This window comes from Neisseria polysaccharea (assembly GCF_963392925.1).
Classification (GTDB): Bacteria; Pseudomonadota; Gammaproteobacteria; order Burkholderiales; family Neisseriaceae; genus Neisseria; species Neisseria polysaccharea.
The window spans coordinates 1-17,891 of the sequence record NZ_CAUJNZ010000021.1 but is presented as its reverse complement, the minus strand read 5'-3'; the positions used below and the strand labels follow the sequence as shown (position 1 = coordinate 17,891).

Here is a 17,891-nt window from a genome sequence, read left to right as displayed (position 1 = left end):
GGCGGGGGGGGGGGGGGGGGGGGGGGGGGTAGCCGAACCGCACGTCCCCGTGTCCATCCCCACCGCCACCCCGCTGCCCGCCGGCGAGGTAACGTTATCAAGCGATAGCAACAATATCGAAAACATCAACACCGCCGACACCGGAAGCACATCCGGCATTTCCATTCAAGAGCGGGCGGTTACAAAAAACTATTTCGGTGTTGAATCACAAGAAAAATCATTCATCTTCAAAACACCCGGCGGCGCGCAATACGCCCTTTCATCCTACGCCGACCCCATAACTCCCAGCTACTCCTCCCCCGATTTCAAAATTCCCGACCGCCACGCCGGGCAGCGGCTTGCCGACGGCAGCCGCATCTTTATCTGTTGCAGCGACTCCGGGGCTACCGACCAAGCGGAAATCACCAAGCAGGATTATATGAAATTCGGGGCGTGGATAGGCCCCAACGGCGAAATCGACCTCTTCGCCGGCGGCTTCCCCGTCGGCAAAACGCCGCCGCCTGCATGGGGCACCTACACACCCGAAACCCAAGGCAAGGGCAAAATCACTTATCAGGTTTGGGGCATCCGCGTCAAAAACGGGCAATTTGTTACTTCCTCTTATACGCCGCCGAAAAACAGTGGTTATACGTTCAGTCCTACCAACACCCCCATCCTTTCCTTTATCACCGCCAATTTCAACAGCAACAAACTGGCAGGCGAAATCATCGGCAACAACGATTACGGGCCGAATGTGAAAATTGAAAACGCAACAATCAGCGGTCTGACCTTTTCCGGCACTGCCACCTCCGGCGGCAAAACCGGCAACTTGGAAGGCAAGTTTTTTGGCAAATTCAACGGCTACCGCGACAGCGAAACCAGCATAGGCGGCAAAATCACCTTTGACGGCGACCGCTCCCTCGATACCGTATTCGGCGGCGTGAGTTATGAAAAAAAACTTGATGACACCACTCAAGATACCAACCATCTCAAAAAATAATAATCCATCCGCTTTTAAAAAGGTTTTCTTATGCACATCCCCTTCAAGCCCGTATTGGCTGCCGCCGCCATCGCCCAAGCGTTTCCCGCCTTTGCGGCAGACCCCGCGCCGCAGTCCGCCCGAACGCTGAACGAAATCACCGTTACCGGCACGCACAAAACCCAAAAACTCGGCGAAGAAAAAATCCGCCGCAAAACCTTAGACAAGCTCTTGGTCAACGACGAACACGACCTGATGCGCTACGACCCCGGCATTTCCGTCGTCGAAGGCGGCAGGGCGGGCTCCAACGGCTTTACCATACGCGGTGTCGATAAAGACCGCGTCGCCATCAATGTGGACGGACTGGCACAAGCAGAAAGCAGGTCGTCTGAAGCCTTCCAAGAATTGTTCGGCGCATACGGCAACTTCAATGCCAACCGCAATACTTCCGAACCCGAAAACTTCTCGGAAGTTACCATCACCAAAGGCGCGGACTCGCTCAAATCCGGCAGCGGCGCATTGGGCGGCGCAGTCAATTATCAGACCAAATCCGCAAGCGACTATGTTTCCGAAGACAAGCCCTACCATTTGGGGATAAAGGGCGGCAGCGTCGGCAAAAACAGCCAAAAGTTCAGCAGCATCACCGCCGCCGGCCGGCTCTTTGGTTTGGATGCCTTATTGGTTTATACCCGCCGCTTCGGCAAAGAAACCAAAAACCGCTCGACCGAGGGCGATGTCAAAATTGAAAACAAGGGGTATGTTTTCAGCCCAACCCAACCATTCAGCAAGTACCAGACCTATGTAGCCACAGGGGTTGCGCGCTCCCGACCCGACCCGCAAGAATGGGTAAACAAAAGCACCCTGTTCAAGCTGGGCTACAATTTCAACGACCGCAACCGCATCGGCTGGATTTTTGAAGACTCGCGCACCGACCGTTTTACCAACGAGCTGTCTAATTTGTGGGTGGGTACAATTTACTCTCCCGCGACGGGCGACTACCGCCACCGCCAAGACGTGAGCTACCGCCGCCGCACCGGCGTCGAATACAAAAACGAATTGGAACACGGCCCGTGGGACAGCCTCAAGCTGCGTTACGACAAACAACGCATCGATATGAACACTTGGACTTGGGACGTCCCGAAAAATTACGATACAAACGGCATCAACGGCGAGGTTTACCATTCGTTCCGGCACATCCGCCAAAACACCGCGCAATGGACTGCCGATTTTGAAAAACAACTCGACTTTTCCAAAGCCGTTTGGGCGGCGCAATACGGCTTGGGCGGCGGCAGAGGGGACAATGCCAACTCGGATTACAGCTATTTCGCAAAACTGTACGCCCCAAAAATCCTCGCTTCCAACCAAGCCAAAATCACGATGCTGATCGAAAACCGGTCGAAATATAAATTTGCCTATTGGAACAATGCGTTTCACTTGGGCGGCAACGACCGCTTCCGCCTGAATGCGGGCATACGCTACGACAGAAACAGCAGCAGCGCGAAAGACGATCCGAAATACACCACCGCCATCCGGGGGCAGATTCCCCATTTGGGTTCGGAACGCGCGCACGCCGGCTTCAGCTACGGCACGGGGTTCGACTGGCGGTTTACCAAGCATCTGCACTTGTTGGCAAAATACAGCACCGGCTTCCGCGCGCCGACTTCGGACGAAACCTGGCTCTTATTCCCGCACCCCGATTTCTACCTGAAAGCCAATCCCAACCTTAAAGCCGAAAAAGCCAAAAACTGGGAATTGGGTCTGGCGGGCAGCGGCAAGGCGGGCAGCTTCAAGCTCTCGGGCTTCAAAACCAAATACCGCGACTTTATCGAATTGACGTATATGGGTGTTTCGTCAGACAGTCCGACAAACCCCAGATACGCCCCGCTTTCGGACGGCACGGCATTGGTCAGCTCGCCCGTTTGGCAAAACCAAAACCGCACCGCCGCCTGGGTGAAAGGCATAGAGTTTAACGGCACTTGGAACCTCGACAGCATCGGGCTGCCCAAAGGGCTGCACACCGGTGTCAACGTCAGCTACATCAAGGGCAAGGCAACGCAAAACAACGGCAAGGAAACGCCCATCAACGCGCTTTCGCCGTGGACGGCGGTTTACAGCCTGGGCTATGACGCGCCTTCCAAACGCTGGGGCATCAACGCCTACGCCACGCGCACCGCCGCCAAAAAGCCGTCCGACACCGTCCACAGCAACGACGACTTGAACAACCCGTGGCCTTATGCCAAACACAGCAAGGCCTATACGCTGTTCGACCTTTCCGCCTACCTCAACATCGGCAAACAGGTTACGCTCCGCGCCGCCGCGTACAACATTACCAACAAGCAGTACTACACTTGGGAATCTTTACGCAGCATCCGCGAGTTCGGCACGGTCAACCGCGTTGACAACAAAACCCACGCCGGCATCCAACGCTTTACCTCGCCGGGCAGGAGCTACAATTTCACCATCGAAGCGAAGTTCTAAGCTCCTGATGTGCCAATGCCGTCTGAAACCCGATGATTTGGGTTTCAGACGGCATTTTTTATAGTCGCACCGCCGCCCACTTTCAGGCTTGTACCAAGCCCAATCCCGCAACTCTCCGTCATTCCCGCAACTCTCCGTCATTCCCACGGAAGTGGGAATCTAGAAACGCAAAGCTGCAAGAATTTATCGGAAATGACTGAAACTCAACGAACCTGGATTCCCGCCTGCGCGGGAATGACGAAGCTATCCGCACGGAAACCTGCACCACGTCATTCCTACGAACCTACATCCCGTCATTCCCACGAAAGTGGGAATCTAGTTCGTTAAGTTCCAGTTATTTAAAACTTTAATCCCGTCATTCTCGCGAAAGTGGGAATCTAGGACGTAAAATCTAAAGAAACCGTTTTCCCGATAAGTTTCCGTGCCGACGAGGCTGGATTCCCGCCTGCGCGGGAATGACGGTTTAGGTATTCACATAAGGCAGATGTATAGAGCAGGCTGTAGGGTGGGCTTCAGCCCACCAACCCAACCATTCCACCAATCTTACCTGTGCCGTTACGCGCCGACTTGTGCCGACAAACCAATGCCGTCTGAAAACGGCGGAAATGATGGGATTGGCGGATTGGTTTAGTTGGGTTGGGTTGGTGGGCTGAAGCCCACCCTACATCCTGCCCTACAGCCCGCCATTCCCGCCCCACAGCCCACTTTTACGCCGTCATTCCCGCACCATCCCCACCGGTTCAAACCGGCACGGAAACTTTCCCACCGTCATTCCCGCAAAAGCGGGAATCTAGGACGTAAAATCTAAAGAAACCGTTTTCCCGATAAGTTTCCGTACCGACGAGGCTGGATTCCCGCCTGCGCGGGAATGACGATATTTCAGTTTTCTGTTTTTGATTTTTTGTTTTTACAGAAATGACGGTCTTTTCATATCGAAAAAAGTTGCCGTACCGCGCCGATAATTTCCGCCTGCGCGGAATGAAGATTCAAGCGTTGCCCGAAATTCAAAAAACCAAAACCGAACGGATCGGATTCCCGTTTTTATGGGATAACGGAATGTTCAGCCGGACACCGCCACGATGCCTCCGACCCGCTTATTTCCCGATACAAAACCTCGAAAAAATCACGCCGAGCAGGTCGTCCGCCGTAAACTCGCCCGTGATTTCGCCGCACGCGACCTGCGCCAGCCGCAAGTGTTCGGCAAACAGCTCGATTTGATGGTTGCCGCACAATGCCGCCAGCGACAATTCTTCCTGCGCCGCCTTGAGTGCGTTGACGTGCCGCGTCCGCGCCAAAAACAGCCCTTCGCTTTCGCCCTGCCAACCGGCCTCGCGCAACAGCGTCCGTTTCAGCGCGTCCAAGCCGTCGCCGGTTTTCGCCGACAGCGCGATGACGGTTTCCGCGCCCGTACCGAACCCGCCTGCCGCGTGTGCGTGCAAATCGGATTTGCTGTGGATTTCGATGCGTTTCAACTCCGGCGGCAACGCGTCCAAAATCGCCCGTGTCTTTTCATTCAAACCCTCGCGCGGATCGACCAACACCAGCGCGACATCGGCTTCGGATACGGCTTTGCGGCTGCGTTCGATGCCGATACGCTCGACCACGTCGTCCGTCTCGCGCAAACCTGCCGTATCGACAATATGCACCGGCACGCCGTCAATCAGGATACGTTCCCTGACTGCGTCGCGCGTCGTTCCGGCAATATCGGTAACAATCGCCACTTCGTCGCCCGCCAACGCGTTCAGCAGGCTCGACTTGCCCACATTCGGCGCGCCGACCAATACGACATTCAGACCTTCGCGCAAAATCGCGCCCTGCTGCGCGTTGGCAAGCACATCATCCACGGCGCGGCGCAAGCCGTCCAATTTGCCGCGCGCATCCGCCGCTTCGAGAAAATCAATGTCTTCCTCGGGAAAATCCAGCGTCGCTTCGACCAGCATCCGCAAAGTAATCAAATCTTCGACCAGACCGTGTATCCGCCGCGAAAAATCGCCCTTGAGCGAGCGCAACGCCAGACGCGCCGCCGAACGGCTGGATGCGTCAATCAAATCCGCCACGCCTTCCGCCTGTGCCAAGTCCAGTTTGTCGTTCAAAAACGCACGTTTGGTAAACTCGCCCGGTTCGGCAAGGCGCGCGCCCAATTCCAAACAGCGGTTCAGCAGCATATCCATCACCACCGGCCCGCCGTGTCCCTGAAGCTCGATGACATCTTCGCCCGTAAAACTTGCCGGTGCGGCAAAAAACAGCAAAAGCCCACTGTCGATTGCCTGTCCGTCCGCGCCCGTAAAATCAGCATAGGTTGCCACGCGCGGCTTGGGCGTTTTTCCGCACAAAGCCTCTGCCATCGGCAACAGGTTTTTCCCCGATATGCGTATCACACCCACGCCGCCGCGCCCTGGTGCGGTAGCGACTGCCGCAATCGTTGGAACGTTATCCGACATAAAACCCCCGAAAATTCAAAACAGCCGCGATTATAGCAAATGCCGTCTGAAGTCCGACGGTTCGGCTTTCAGACGGCATTTTTTACGGTCGCTTGGAAGATGTCGGAACGGACGTAGTTTGGGCAGGTGTGAAACCCGCCGCTACAGTGCGTTTCTGTCGTATCGAATGCCCTCGCGGCATGGGCGTTCTTATCTGAACTTGCTTTAAGCTCAAAGCGTTTTGGCTTCTTCGCCGAACACTTCCCGCCACAATTTCCTGACATTGCCGTAGTGGGACAGTAATTCGTCGCTTACTTCGGTTTTTGCCGCGTCGCGCAGTTTGGTGTTGTGCTGTTGCTGGCGGTAGAAGCGGTAGGCGGTGCGGCTTTGTTCGGCGAGGGTTTTGTCGATGAGGCCGCAGTCGGCGGCGATGTTCAAGAGGGCGATGTTGCCGTAATTATCGAGGAGTTGCGGATACTGGCGGGCATGGGCAAGTATCAGATATTGGACGATAAATTCGACGTCGACCACGCCGCCGCGCGCGTATTTGACATTGCTGTCAACCGGTGGATGGGTGGGGAACATTTTTTCGCGCATTTCGATGATTTCGCCTGCCAAGGCGGTTTGGTCGCGTTCGGCGGTGAGGATTTCGGTGCGGATGCGGTCGAATGCCGTCTGAATTTCGGGTGTGCCGCAGATGAAGCGGGCACGAGTAAGGGATTGGTGTTCCCACGTCCATGCGTTTTCACGCTGGTATTTTTCGAAGGCGGCGATGCTGTGGGCGAGGAAGCCGGCGTCGCCGTTGGGGCGCAGGCGCAGGTCGGTTTCGTAGAGGCTGCCTGCGCCGGTGGCGGCGGAAAGCCAGTTGGTCAGGCGGCGGGCGAGGCGGCTGTACACGTCGCCTGCGTCGGGATGGGGATCGTCGTAGAGATAGACGAGGTCGAGGTCGGAGGCGTAGCCGAGTTCTTTGCCGCCGAGTTTGCCGTAGCCGACGATGGCGAATTGCGGGGTATCGCGGTGTTTTTTGGGCATGTCCACCCACGCGCACGGCAGGGCGGCGGCGAGGATGGTGTCGGCGAGGGCGGAGAGTTGGTCGGAGAGGGATTCTACCGTCCACAGTCCGGCGAGGTCTTGGACGGCGAGGCGGAAGACTTGGGCGTGTTGGAAATGGCGCAGCGTGTCCATTTGCGCTTCGGTATCGCCGCCGCAGGCTTCGATGCCGTCTGAAAGGGCGGCGGCGAGTGCCTGCCAATCAAACGCGGTATCCAAAAGCTGCGCGCTGATGAGTTCGTCCAACAAAATCGGATATTTGTTCAGATACGCCGCCCCCCATGAGCTTTGGCTCATAATCTGCGCGAGTTGCGCCAGGGTTTGCGGATGTTCGTTGAGGAAGGCGAGATAGGCGGAGCGGCGGCTGATGTTTTCGAGGAAGTCCAACAGCCGCATCAGCGTGTCGGTCGGGTTGGCTTGCGCCGCCGCAGCCTGTACCAACAACGGCACAACCGCATCGAAACGCGGCTGGGCGTGTGCGGAAAGATGGCGGTATTTATGACCGTGCCGGATTTGGTCGAGCCTTGCGGCGATAGTTTCGGCATCGAACCCGTGCGCCTTCAGACGGCATCGCCGCCCTTCTTCGTCGGGTTTGTCCTGCCATGTCCATTGCCATTCGCTGTTGCTTTGCGTTTGTTCTTCGGGTTCGCTCAAAATTTCGTTGAACAACTGATTGACTTTGTTCCGATGCACATTGAGGCCGTCTGAAAAAGCGACATAACTGTCGAAACCCATGCTTTCGGCGAGCAGTTGCCGCTGTTCGGGCGAGGTCGGCAGGGTTTGGGTTTGCCGGTCGTCCCAGTATTGCAGGCGGTGTTCGACGTCGCGCAGGAAGCGGTAGGCGGCGAGCAGGGTTTCGACGTTTTCAGACGGCATGATGCCCAGCTCGGCAAGTTTTTTCAGCGTTTCCTGCGTGCCTTTCAGTTGCAGCGCGCACATTTGTCCACCGCGTATCATCTGGAAAATCTGGGCGATAAATTCGACTTCGCGGATGCCGCCTGCGCCGAGTTTGATGTTGTCCGCCATGCCTTTTTTGCTGACTTCGCTGCGGATTTGGCGGTGTAGGTTACGCATCGCCTCATACGCGCCGTAATCCAGATATTTGCGGAATACGAAAGGGCGCACCAGCGATTTGATGTCGTTCGGATACGGTGTAACCACGCGGCCTTTGCACCATGCGTAGCGTTCCCATTCGCGCCCCTGCGTAATCAGGTATTGCTCCAGTGCGGTTTCGCTCAATACCAGCGCACCGGAATCGCCGTCCGGCCGTAGCCGCATATCGACGCGGAACACTTGCCCGTCGGCGGTGATGTCATTCAGCAGCGTAATCAGTTTCTGCCCGACTTTGGTGAAAAACTCCTGATTGCCCCGTTCGCGCCTGCCGTCGGTGTCGCCCGATTCGGGATAGACGAAAATCAAATCGATGTCGGAAGACACATTCAACTCATAACCGCCCGCCTTGCCCATCGCCACCACGCTCAAATGCTGCGGCGATTTCGTATAACGCCCGATCGGCGTGCCGTACATGTCCCGATAATAGACGTAGGCAAAGTCCAACGCGGTATTGATGGCAAAATCGGCAAACAGCGTAATCGTACGGGTTACTTCGTTCAAATCGCTGATGCGGTTTATATCGCGCACGATAATCTGCGACACCACATAACGGCGCAACTCGCGCAACTGCCGCGCCAATTCTTCCTCGTTTTCTTCTGCGCGGATTTTGTCCCAATCGGCAAAAGCTTGGAAATCTGCTTCGGTCAACACCTTGTCCAGCATGGGTAGGAAAATTTCGGGCTTGAGTTTGCCGTTGTCGAGCTGGCGGACAAGGAACAGGGAATGGCGGCGGGCGGTGTCGAGGCGGTTGTCGGACATTTCGGATTCCGTTTGGAAGAATGACGGGAAGATGATGGCGGATTCACTTCAAATCAGGGCAAGGCGGAGCCGTACCGGTTTAAAGTCAAGCCACTATATCATAGCAACCTTCGATGCCGTCTGAAACCTTGCCCCGATATTCGGACGGATACCTACCGATAAAAAAACAGCGGCAAATGCCGCCGTTTCCTGTTCAAACCTCACCACGCTCTTTTAAAACAGCATAAGCTGCACCTTTCTCTCGTGTGGAATTTTTAAAAAAACCATCACTCTTTACGATTTCATGCAGCTCCTCACTTGATTTCTCCGCATATTCCATTTTCAACGCCTTATGCTCATTGGCTGCTTCAATCATTCCCTCGCCTACTGCTTTTGCTGCTTTTGCCGCGCTATCCCCAAAGCCCATAATCATGTCCTCCAATCGTTTCAAATAAATAAGGTCGTTGTTTCTGTCAAGAAATAACGACAGTTTATAAACTGTCGGAAAACAAAATGCCGTCTGAAGACAGATTCTGACTTTCAGACGGCATTTCAAAACAGATAGATTAAGCGTTCAGCAGGCTTTCATCCAAAGCCAAATCGTCGTTTCGGTTAACCGCCACTTTGCGCGCCAACACGTTTTGGGCGATTTGTTGCGCTTCGGCGAGCGAGTGCATCAGATAAGTGCCGCATTGGTATTCGTTCAGCTCGGGAATTTTGCTTTGGTCTTTGACATTCAAAACATCCTGCATCGAAGCCAGCCACGCATCGGCAACCTGCTGCTCGGAAGGCGTGCCGATAAGGCTCATGTAGAAACCGGTGCGGCAGCCCATCGGGGAAATGTCGATGATTTCCACGCCGTTGCCGTTTAAGTGGTCACGCATAAAGCCTGCAAACAAATGCTCCAGCGTGTGTATGCCTTTTTCGGGCAGGATTTCTTTGTTGGGAACGCAAAAGCGCAGGTCGAATACGGTAATGGTGTCGCCTTTGGGCGTGGTCATGGTTTTCGCCACGCGTACGGCGGGGGCGTGCATACGGGTGTGGTCGACTTTGAAACTGTCTAACAGGGGCATTTTGTTATCCTTTTGAGTGGGTTATGTAGATTTTCGGGAGAGGAGTTTGTCCAGCAATTCATCGTCCAAGACGCGGTTTTCGACTTTCACCCATTCTTCGTGTGCCTCAGGGAAGCCGTTGCGGCAATATCCTGCCTGCGCGACAAAATCATAGACGGCATGGATGTAGTCGTTGATGCACAAAGCTGCCAAAGTGCAGGCTTCGTCCCATAAGATCAAAACATGATTGGGGATATGTTTGTCGGATACATCTTCGACATTGTAGATGTGCAAGGCATCTAGAATCCCGTCTTGCGAAGCGGCATAGAAGTAGCCTGTGTCGCCGTCGTCTTCAAAGACGACACCATAAGGGACATGTTCGAAAAATGATTGTAAAACTTCGGGCGTACCGACAGTAAAATTTCCGATTTCGGCAGTCCGATATAGAGGTAATTGTGCCATTGGGTAACAATCTTTTTATATCGAAAATTGAATCACAATTCGGCAATTGCCACCGCTTCGCCTGAAGCCGCGCTCAGGGCTTCGTTTAAAACATCATAAAAATCGCGGCTGTCGCGCGTTGCCAGCCATTTGCCGTTTTGTTCGGCGAAATGGTAGCCGCCGCTTTTTGCGGCAATCCACAATTCCTGATTGGGCGTGTGGCGGTTGACGATGATTTGCGTGCCGTCTCCGGCTTCGATGGTCAGGACGTTTCCGGCAAACCGGCAGTCGAAATCCCAGCCGTTTTCGTCGATTTGGTCTTCGATGTGTTCGAATAATGCTTCGCTCGCGCGGATAAACTCGCTTTCGGTCATCATAGCTTTTTGCGTGTTTTTTGTTTAAGATGCCGAATCTTGCCACATTCGCGCTTATGAAGGAAGTTTACCGATGAAATACGGCGTATTTTTTGCGGCGGCAACCGCCCTCCTGCTCTCGGCCTGCGGTTACAAAGGCGACCTCTACCTGCCCAAAGAAGGCGACAAGGCGCGTTTCGGCGTAATCCAAACCGGTTTGCAACTTCAAAGCAAACCGCAATCCGCTTCACAAACCCAAAAATGAAAACGAAAACATGACCCTATTTTGCGAACAAGTCCCCTACCCCCACCTTGCCGAAGAATTCGGCACGCCGCTTTATGTGTACAGCCAATCCGCGCTGACCGAAGCATTTGAACACTACCAAACTGCCTTTGCCGAGCTCTCCCCGCTCGTCTGCTATGCGGTTAAAGCCAATGGCAACCTGAGCATCATCAAACACTTTGCTTCTTTGGGGAGCGGTTTTGACATTGTGTCCGGCGGCGAATTGGCACGCGTTTTGGCGGCAGGCGGCGATGCGGCAAAAACCATATTTTCAGGCGTGGGCAAAAGCGAGGCAGAAATCGAGTTCGCCCTGAATGCCGGCGTGAAATGCTTCAATATGGAAAGCATCCCCGAAATCGACCGCATTCAAAAAGTTGCCGCGCGTTTGGGCAAAACCGCGTCCGTCTCCCTGCGCGTCAATCCCGATGTCGATGCCAAAACCCATCCCTACATCTCCACCGGTCTGAAAGCCAACAAATTCGGCATCGCCTACGCCGACGCACTCAAAGCCTACCGCCACGTCGCACAACAGCCCAATTTGAAAATCATCGGCATCGACTGCCACATCGGTTCGCAACTGACCGACTTAAGCCCGCTGGTCGAAGCCTGCGAACGCATTTTGATTTTGGTTGACGCGCTTGCCGCCGAAGGCATTGTTTTGGAACATTTGGACTTAGGCGGCGGCGTCGGCATTGTTTACCAAGACGAAAGCGTCCCCGATTTGGGCGCGTATGCCCAAGCGGTTCAAAAACTGATCGGCACACGCCGTCTGAAACTCATCCTCGAACCCGGCCGCAGCTTGGTCGGCAACGCAGGCGCGTTGCTGACGCGCGTCGAGTTTGTCAAACACGGCGAAGAGAAAAACTTTGTGATGGTCGATGCGGCGATGAACGATTTGATGCGCCCAGCCCTATATGATGCCTACCACCACATCGAAGCGGTAGAACCAAAAAACATCGCGCCGCTGACCGCCAACATCGTCGGCCCGATTTGTGAAACCGGCGACTTCCTCGGCAAAGACCGCACCATCGCCTGCGAAGAAGGCGATTTGCTGCTTATCCGCAGCGCGGGCGCATACGGAGCCAGCATGGCGAGCAATTACAACGCACGCAACCGTGCGGCGGAAGTATTGGTTGACGGCGGCGGATACCGACTCATCCGCCGACGCGAAACCTTAGAACAGCAAATGGCAAACGAACTCGCCTGCCTGCAAGCCGAACATCAAAATGCCGTCTGAAGCCTTCAGACGGCATTGTCCGTTTAAAGTTACATCTTAGAGCCGCATCGGCGGAATATTCAAACACAGCCTGTTTTCAAATGACGACGCAACAAATCCTCACCTCGCCCGGCTGACGAAGGGAATTGTTGAAAAAATTACGCGCCCCTTTTATGGGGTGCAATATCTAAGGAATTGAAATGAAGCACGCCCCGATTATCCTCCTGCTTGCCGCTTTGTCCGCCGCCCTCCTTTCGGCGGGCTGCACCGCCCTTCCCTCCGACCGGCCGCCGCTTCACACCCTGCCGAAAAGCGCGCCCATCCAACCCGCCAACCCATACAGCCGGCCGCCTTCAGGCACGCCGGACGGCGCGTACAGCATCCGTTCTTCAAACGGGCGCGTCTTGAAAAGCATCGTCAAAAACGGCGTGTTCGACCGCTTTGTCGATATTTACCACCCAAACGGCAAACTGCATTCGCACACGCCGGTTGAAAACGGCGTGGCGCAAGGTTGGTCGCAAGGCTATACCGAACAGGGCATATTGCGGACGCGCATCCTGTACCGGGACGGGCATATCATCCGAGCGCAAACTTTGGATGCGTCGGGCAAGGTGGAACGCGAATGGCAGCCGTAAAGGCAAATGCCGTCTGAAGGCTTCAGACGGCATTTTTAACGCTCTAAAGGCTTACTCGTTCGGCAGCCTTAACAGGGAAAGCAGCAGCCCGCCCCAAATCACCGCGATGGCGGCAACCATCATCACAATGGCGGAAGTACTCATTTTTCTTCTCCTTGTTCATGTTCGTGTTCGTCTTTGACATTAAAATCCTGACCGTGCTTCCAAGGCAGCAGCGACAGCAGCAGCCCGAACACGACCAACGCCGCCGACATCCCCCAGCCGAAAATATTGAGGAAACCATCCGGATAGTCGCCGTAGTTTTTCTCCAACAATCCGGCGGTGTCCTGATACAGCATATAGCCGAGCATCACGACGGTAAACACGACGCAGGCCGTCCACAAGCCGCCGACGCGAATGGAGGACAAAGCGTTCAGATGCCTGCGTAATTCCGGCAGCCTGCCGCTGATGATGATGGCGGCAACATAAACAAAGCCGGCGGCAACAATGCCGTAGGTGTTGACGAATTTATCCATCACGTCCAAAACCGGCAGCCCCGTCGCCGTACCGAACAACAGCGTGGAAACAATGCCCATAGGGATACAGACCAGCAGCGTGGCGTTGACGCGCCCGATGTTCAGCTTGTCCTGAATCGCCGCCACAATGACCTCAAGAATAGAAATCATCGACGTAACGCCGGCGAACACCAGCGAACCGAAAAACAATATGCCGATCAGCCAGCCCATCGGCGCCTGGTTAATAATGGTCGGAAAGGCGATAAACGCCAAACCGATGCCGCCGGAGGCAACCTCGTTGACCGCCTTACCGCCCGCCTGCGCCATAAAGCCCAATGCGGCAAACACGCCGATGCCCGCGAGCAGTTCAAAGCTGCTGTTGGCAAAACCGACCACCAGCCCCGTTCCGCCCAAGTCGGTTTTTTTCTTCAAATAAGAAGAATAGGTAACCATAATGCCGAAGCAGATGGAAAGCGAAAAGAAAATCTGCCCGTATGCCGCAACCCAGACCTTGGAATCGGCGAGTTTCGACCAGTCGGGCGTAAACAATGCGTCCAAGCCCTTTGCCGCACCCGGCAGGGTCAGTGAAATGCCGACCATAATCAAGAACATGATTACAAGCAACGGCATAAAGAAAGACGATGCGCCAGCCACGCCTTTTTGCACGCCCAAAGCCATAATGACCGATGTGAAAACCCATACGCCGACTAACGGCCCGACAACTTTACCGACAAAATCCAATCCCAAAGCCTCAGGCCCGGCCATATTCAGGAAGTCTTTAAAGAAGAAGTCTTGCGGATTAACACCCCATGCCGCATTGAACGAATAATAAACATAACTTGCCGACCAACCGATAATCACTGCGTAATAGATGCAGATGACGATATTGGTCATCACATTCCACCAGCCTACTGGTTCAAACCAGCGTCCGAGGCGGCGGAAAGCCAAGGGCGCAGAACCACGGTAACGGTGGCCGATGGCATAATCAAGCAGCAACAGCGGGATGCCCGCCGTCAGAAGCGCGACCAGATAAGGCAGGATGAACGCGCCGCCGCCGTTTTCAAAAGCAATATAGGGGAAACGCCAAATATTGCCCAAGCCGACGGCGGACCCGATGGCGGCAATCATAAACGCGCGGCGCGTGCCGAATGTGGCGCGTTCTTTCGTTTTGGAATCAGACACGTTGATACCTCTTGAATTATTTATTAAAAACAAGCCGTTATAGGCAAACATATATAGAAACAGCGTCTGACAGGGATAATGTCTTCTGAAAAAACAAACCGGCTTGTGGCCGATTGTTTACAATCTATGTGCTTATCGTAAAAAAATTTAACGCCGATGGCAAGCGGTGAAGGCTTGAAAACGAAAAAATTTTTTATCCAGATACAAAAACCACTCCATAAGAAACAACCGCCAACTTCCCCGTCATTCCCGCAAAAACAGAAAAACAAAAACCTAAAGTCCCGTCATTCCCGCGTAGGCGGGAATCCAGACCCCCAACGCGGCAGGAATCTATCGGAAATAACCGAAACCGGACGAACCTAGATTCCCGCTTTCGCGGGAATGACAGCGGAAAGGTTGCTGTTTTTCCGATAAATTCCTGCCGCTCTTCGTTTTTGGGATGGCGGGAAATATAGTGGATTAACAAAAATCAGGACAAGGCGACGAAGCCGCAGACAGTACAAATAGTACGGAACCGATTCACTTGGTGCTTCAGCACCTTAGAGAATCGTTCTCTTTGAGCTAAGGCGAGGCAACGCCGTACTGGTTTAAATTTAATCCACTATAATTTTAAGGTTTGCGCCTTAGCTGCACTTATTCGCAAAAAAACCGCACGGCGTTGACCGTGCGGTTTGTTGTCTGAAGGCTTCAGACGGCATTGCTTACATCATGCCGCCCATACCACCCATGCCGCCCATATCAGGCATAGCCGGTTTTTCTTCAGGGATTTCAGCGATCATGCAGTCTGTGGTCAGCATCAGACCGGCGATAGACGCGGCGTGTTGCAGCGCGGAACGGGTTACTTTGGCAGGGTCGAGTACGCCCATTTCAATCATGTCGCCGTATTCGCCGCTGCCAGCGTTGTAACCGTAGTTGCCTTCGCCTTCCAACACTTTGTTTACAACCACGCTAGGTTCGCCGCCTGCGTTGGCAACGATTTGGCGCAGAGGAGACTCGACGGCGCGCAAGACGATTTGTACGCCTGCGTCTTGGTCGGCATTGCCGGTGTGCAGGTTTTCCAGAGCGGCACGGGCGCGCAACAGGGCTACGCCGCCGCCTGCAACCACGCCTTCTTCAACGGCTGCGCGGGTAGCGTGCAGCGCGTCTTCCACGCGGTCTTTTTTCTCTTTCATTTCGACTTCGGTAGCTGCACCAACTTTGATTACTGCTACGCCGCCTGCCAGTTTGGCAACGCGCTCTTGCAGTTTTTCTTTGTCGTAATCGCTGGTTGCGGTTTCGATTTGTTGGCGGATTTCGGCAACACGCGCTTCGATTTGGGCAGCGTCGCCGAAGCCGTCGATGATGGTAGTGTTTTCTTTACCGATTTCGATGCGTTTGGCTTGACCCAAATCGTCCAAAGTTGCTTTTTCCAGAGACAGGCCGACTTCTTCGGAAATCACCGTGCCGCCGGTCAGGATGGCGATGTCTTGCAACATCGCTTTGCGGCGGTCGCCGAAGCCCGGAGCTTTCACGGCAACGGTTTTCAGAATACCGCGGATGTTGTTCACCACCAAAGTCGCCAAGGCTTCGCCTTCTACGTCTTCAGCGATAATCAACAGCGGACGGCTGGCTTTCGCCACTTGTTCCAAAACAGGCAGCAGGTCGCGGATGTTGCTGATTTTTTTGTCGAACAACAAAACAAACGGGCTGTCCAAGCCGGCGATTTGTTTTTCAGCGTCGTTGATGAAGTAAGGAGACAGGTAGCCGCGGTCGAACTGCATACCTTCAACTACGTCCAATTCGTTTTCCAAAGATTTGCCGTCTTCAACGGTAATCACGCCTTCTTTGCCGACTTTTTCCATTGCTTCGGCGATAATCGCACCGACTTGTTCGTCAGAGTTGGCAGAAATAGAGCCGACTTGGGCGATTTCTTTAGAAGTGTCGCAAGGTTTGGCGATGTTTTTCAGCTCGTCAACCAAAGCGGCAACGGCTTTGTCGATACCGCGTTTCAGGTCGGTCGGATTCATACCGGCGGTAACGTATTTCATACCTTCGGCAACGATGGATTGTGCCAATACGGTGGCGGTAGTCGTACCGTCGCCCGCCACGTCGTTGGTTTTGGACGCGACTTCTTTCACCATTTGCGCGCCCATATTTTCAAACTTGTCTTTCAGTTCGATTTCTTTGGCGACGGTTACGCCGTCTTTGGTGATGTGCGGGCCGCCGAATGCGCGGTCAACCACCACGTTGCGGCCTTTGGGACCCAGGGTTACGCGCACGGCGTTTGCCAAAATGTTCACGCCGTTTACCATTTTTTGGCGGACTTCATTGCCGAACTGTACGTCTTTTGCTGCCATTTCAATTCTCCAAAAATCATTAAAACTGTCTGATAAAACCGTTTATGCCGTCTGAAGGCGGTTTGCCGTTTCAGACGGCACCGTGTCCGTATTTATTTTTCAACGATGCCGAAAATATCTTCTTCGCGCATCACCAACAGCTCTTCGCCGTCGGCTTTGACGGTTTGGCCGCTGTATTTGCCGAAGATGATTTTGTCGCCGACTTTGACATCCAGCGGACGGCGCGCGCCGTCTTTACCGATTTTGCCCGCACCCACGGCGATGACTTCGCCCATATCGGGTTTTTCGGCGACCGCACCCGGCAAAACGATGCCCGATGCGGTTTTTTCTTCAGCTTCCAAGCGTTTGACGACAACGCGGTCGTGTAAAGGACGGATGGTCATATCTATGCTCCGATAAAATGGTTTGAAAACAATCATCTGCCCGAACGGTTCGGACAGATTGAAGTGGAAACCGGGCTGCCGTCAGGCGGCTGCCCGTATAAGTCGGCAAAATTAGGGTGTGTGCGGGCAAATTCAAGTGAGGCGGAAAAAAATTTATTTCCGCCGTTTTTTATAGTGGACTAACAAAAACCGGTACAGCATTGCCTCGCCTTAGCTCAAAGAGAACGATTCTCTAAGGTGCTCAAGCACCAAGTGAATCGATTCCGTACTATTTGTACTGTCTGCGGCTTCGTCGCCTTGTCCTGATTTCCGTTCGTTTTCGGTTATTCCCGATAAATTACCGCCGTTTCTCGTCATTTCTTTAACCCTTCGTCATTCCCACGCAGGCTTCGTCATTCCCGCGCAGGCGGGAATCTAGTTTTTTTGAGTTCCAGTTGTTTCTGATAAATTCTTGCAGCTTTGAGTTCCTAGATTCCCGCTTTCGCGGGAAGGACGCGGAAAGGTTGCTTTTCGTCATTCCCGCGCAGGCGGGAATCCAGTCTATTCGGTTTCAGTCATTTCCGATAGATTCCTGCCGCGTTAGGGGTTCTAGATTCCCGCTTTTGCGGGAATGACGCGGAAAAGTTGCTTTTCGTCATTCCCGCATTTGTTAATCCACTATATTTCCGCCGTTTTTTACATTTCCGACAAAACCTGTCAACAAAAAACAACACTTCGCAAATAAAAACGATAATCAGCTTTGCAAAAATCCCCCCCCCC

General features: G+C 54.0%; 17 protein-coding genes. 6 read left to right on the top strand and 11 right to left on the bottom strand.

Annotated features, from left to right (window positions below):
- The 3 genes from RDY34_RS10075 to RDY34_RS10065 form a co-directional block, all read left to right on the top strand.
- Nucleotides 1-979: transferrin-binding protein-like solute binding protein (locus RDY34_RS10075; protein WP_308184568.1), on the top strand; the 979-nt coding region annotated here is incomplete at its 5' end.
- A 30-nt stretch (nt 980-1,009) separates the two neighbouring features.
- Complete coding sequence (gene hupB, locus RDY34_RS10070) at nt 1,010-3,436, top strand: hemoglobin-haptoglobin-utilization protein HupB (protein WP_308074490.1); 2,427 nt, start codon at nt 1,010-1,012, stop codon at nt 3,434-3,436.
- Between the two features lie 484 nt (nt 3,437-3,920).
- Nucleotides 3,921-4,067 carry a hypothetical protein gene (locus RDY34_RS10065; protein WP_308074489.1) on the top strand — a complete coding sequence of 49 codons (147 nt, stop codon included), beginning with the start codon at nt 3,921-3,923 and terminating at the stop codon, nt 4,065-4,067.
- A gap of 463 nt (nt 4,068-4,530) precedes the next feature.
- On the opposite strand, the gene mnmE is transcribed toward RDY34_RS10065, so the two are convergent.
- The 6 genes from mnmE to cyaY form a co-directional block, all read right to left on the bottom strand.
- Entirely contained in the window at nt 4,531-5,877 is a 1,347-nt protein-coding gene (mnmE, locus tag RDY34_RS10060; protein WP_308074488.1) for a tRNA uridine-5-carboxymethylaminomethyl(34) synthesis GTPase MnmE, read from the bottom strand.
- 210 nt (nt 5,878-6,087) lie between these two features.
- Nucleotides 6,088-8,778, bottom strand: coding sequence for a bifunctional [glutamate--ammonia ligase]-adenylyl-L-tyrosine phosphorylase/[glutamate--ammonia-ligase] adenylyltransferase (gene glnE, locus RDY34_RS10055; RefSeq protein WP_308074487.1), 2,691 nt, complete (start codon nt 8,776-8,778; stop codon nt 6,088-6,090).
- 193 nt (nt 8,779-8,971) lie between these two features.
- Complete coding sequence (locus tag RDY34_RS10050; RefSeq protein ID WP_308074515.1) at nt 8,972-9,190, bottom strand: hypothetical protein; 219 nt, start codon at nt 9,188-9,190, stop codon at nt 8,972-8,974.
- A gap of 133 nt (nt 9,191-9,323) precedes the next feature.
- Nucleotides 9,324-9,830 (bottom strand): S-ribosylhomocysteine lyase, encoded by a 507-nt coding sequence (luxS, locus tag RDY34_RS10045; protein ID WP_107819167.1) that lies wholly within the window; start codon nt 9,828-9,830, stop codon nt 9,324-9,326.
- Nucleotides 9,831-9,851: 21 nt separating this feature from the next.
- Nucleotides 9,852-10,271: a DUF2251 domain-containing protein gene (locus tag RDY34_RS10040; protein WP_308074486.1), complete on the bottom strand. Its 420-nt coding sequence runs from the start codon at nt 10,269-10,271 to the stop codon at nt 9,852-9,854.
- 32 nt (nt 10,272-10,303) lie between these two features.
- On the bottom strand, nt 10,304-10,627 hold the full coding sequence (gene cyaY / locus RDY34_RS10035) for an iron donor protein CyaY (protein ID WP_003711158.1): 324 nt from the start codon (nt 10,625-10,627) through the stop codon (nt 10,304-10,306).
- A gap of 70 nt (nt 10,628-10,697) precedes the next feature.
- Between cyaY and lptM the strand changes: the two genes are divergently transcribed.
- The 3 genes from lptM (at nt 10,698) to RDY34_RS10020 (ending at nt 12,737) form a co-directional block, all read left to right on the top strand.
- Complete coding sequence (gene lptM, locus RDY34_RS10030; RefSeq protein ID WP_002246479.1) at nt 10,698-10,868, top strand: LPS translocon maturation chaperone LptM; 171 nt, start codon at nt 10,698-10,700, stop codon at nt 10,866-10,868.
- 10 nt (nt 10,869-10,878) lie between these two features.
- Entirely contained in the window at nt 10,879-12,123 is a 1,245-nt protein-coding gene (lysA, locus tag RDY34_RS10025; protein WP_308074485.1) for a diaminopimelate decarboxylase, read from the top strand.
- Between the two features lie 179 nt (nt 12,124-12,302).
- On the top strand, nt 12,303-12,737 hold the full coding sequence (locus tag RDY34_RS10020) for a toxin-antitoxin system YwqK family antitoxin (protein WP_308074484.1): 435 nt from the start codon (nt 12,303-12,305) through the stop codon (nt 12,735-12,737).
- A 51-nt stretch (nt 12,738-12,788) separates the two neighbouring features.
- Here the strand turns inward: RDY34_RS10020 and RDY34_RS10015 are convergent, their stop codons facing one another.
- The 5 genes from RDY34_RS10015 to RDY34_RS09995 form a co-directional block, all read right to left on the bottom strand.
- Nucleotides 12,789-12,881: a methionine/alanine import family NSS transporter small subunit gene (locus tag RDY34_RS10015; RefSeq protein WP_301818856.1), complete on the bottom strand. Its 93-nt coding sequence runs from the start codon at nt 12,879-12,881 to the stop codon at nt 12,789-12,791.
- Nucleotides 12,878-14,413: a sodium-dependent transporter gene (locus RDY34_RS10010; protein WP_308075192.1), complete on the bottom strand. Its 1,536-nt coding sequence runs from the start codon at nt 14,411-14,413 to the stop codon at nt 12,878-12,880. The genes RDY34_RS10015 and RDY34_RS10010 overlap by 4 nt, the downstream gene beginning before the upstream one ends.
- A gap of 701 nt (nt 14,414-15,114) precedes the next feature.
- A complete protein-coding gene (groL, locus tag RDY34_RS10005) occupies nt 15,115-16,749 on the bottom strand; it encodes a chaperonin GroEL (protein ID WP_308184567.1) in 1,635 nt (544 codons plus the stop codon).
- Nucleotides 16,750-16,841: 92 nt separating this feature from the next.
- Nucleotides 16,842-17,132 (bottom strand): co-chaperone GroES, encoded by a 291-nt coding sequence (locus RDY34_RS10000; RefSeq protein ID WP_192369877.1) that lies wholly within the window; start codon nt 17,130-17,132, stop codon nt 16,842-16,844.
- A 554-nt stretch (nt 17,133-17,686) separates the two neighbouring features.
- The coding region (locus RDY34_RS09995; RefSeq protein ID WP_308184566.1) for a hypothetical protein at nt 17,687-17,891 on the bottom strand (205 nt) is incomplete at its 5' end.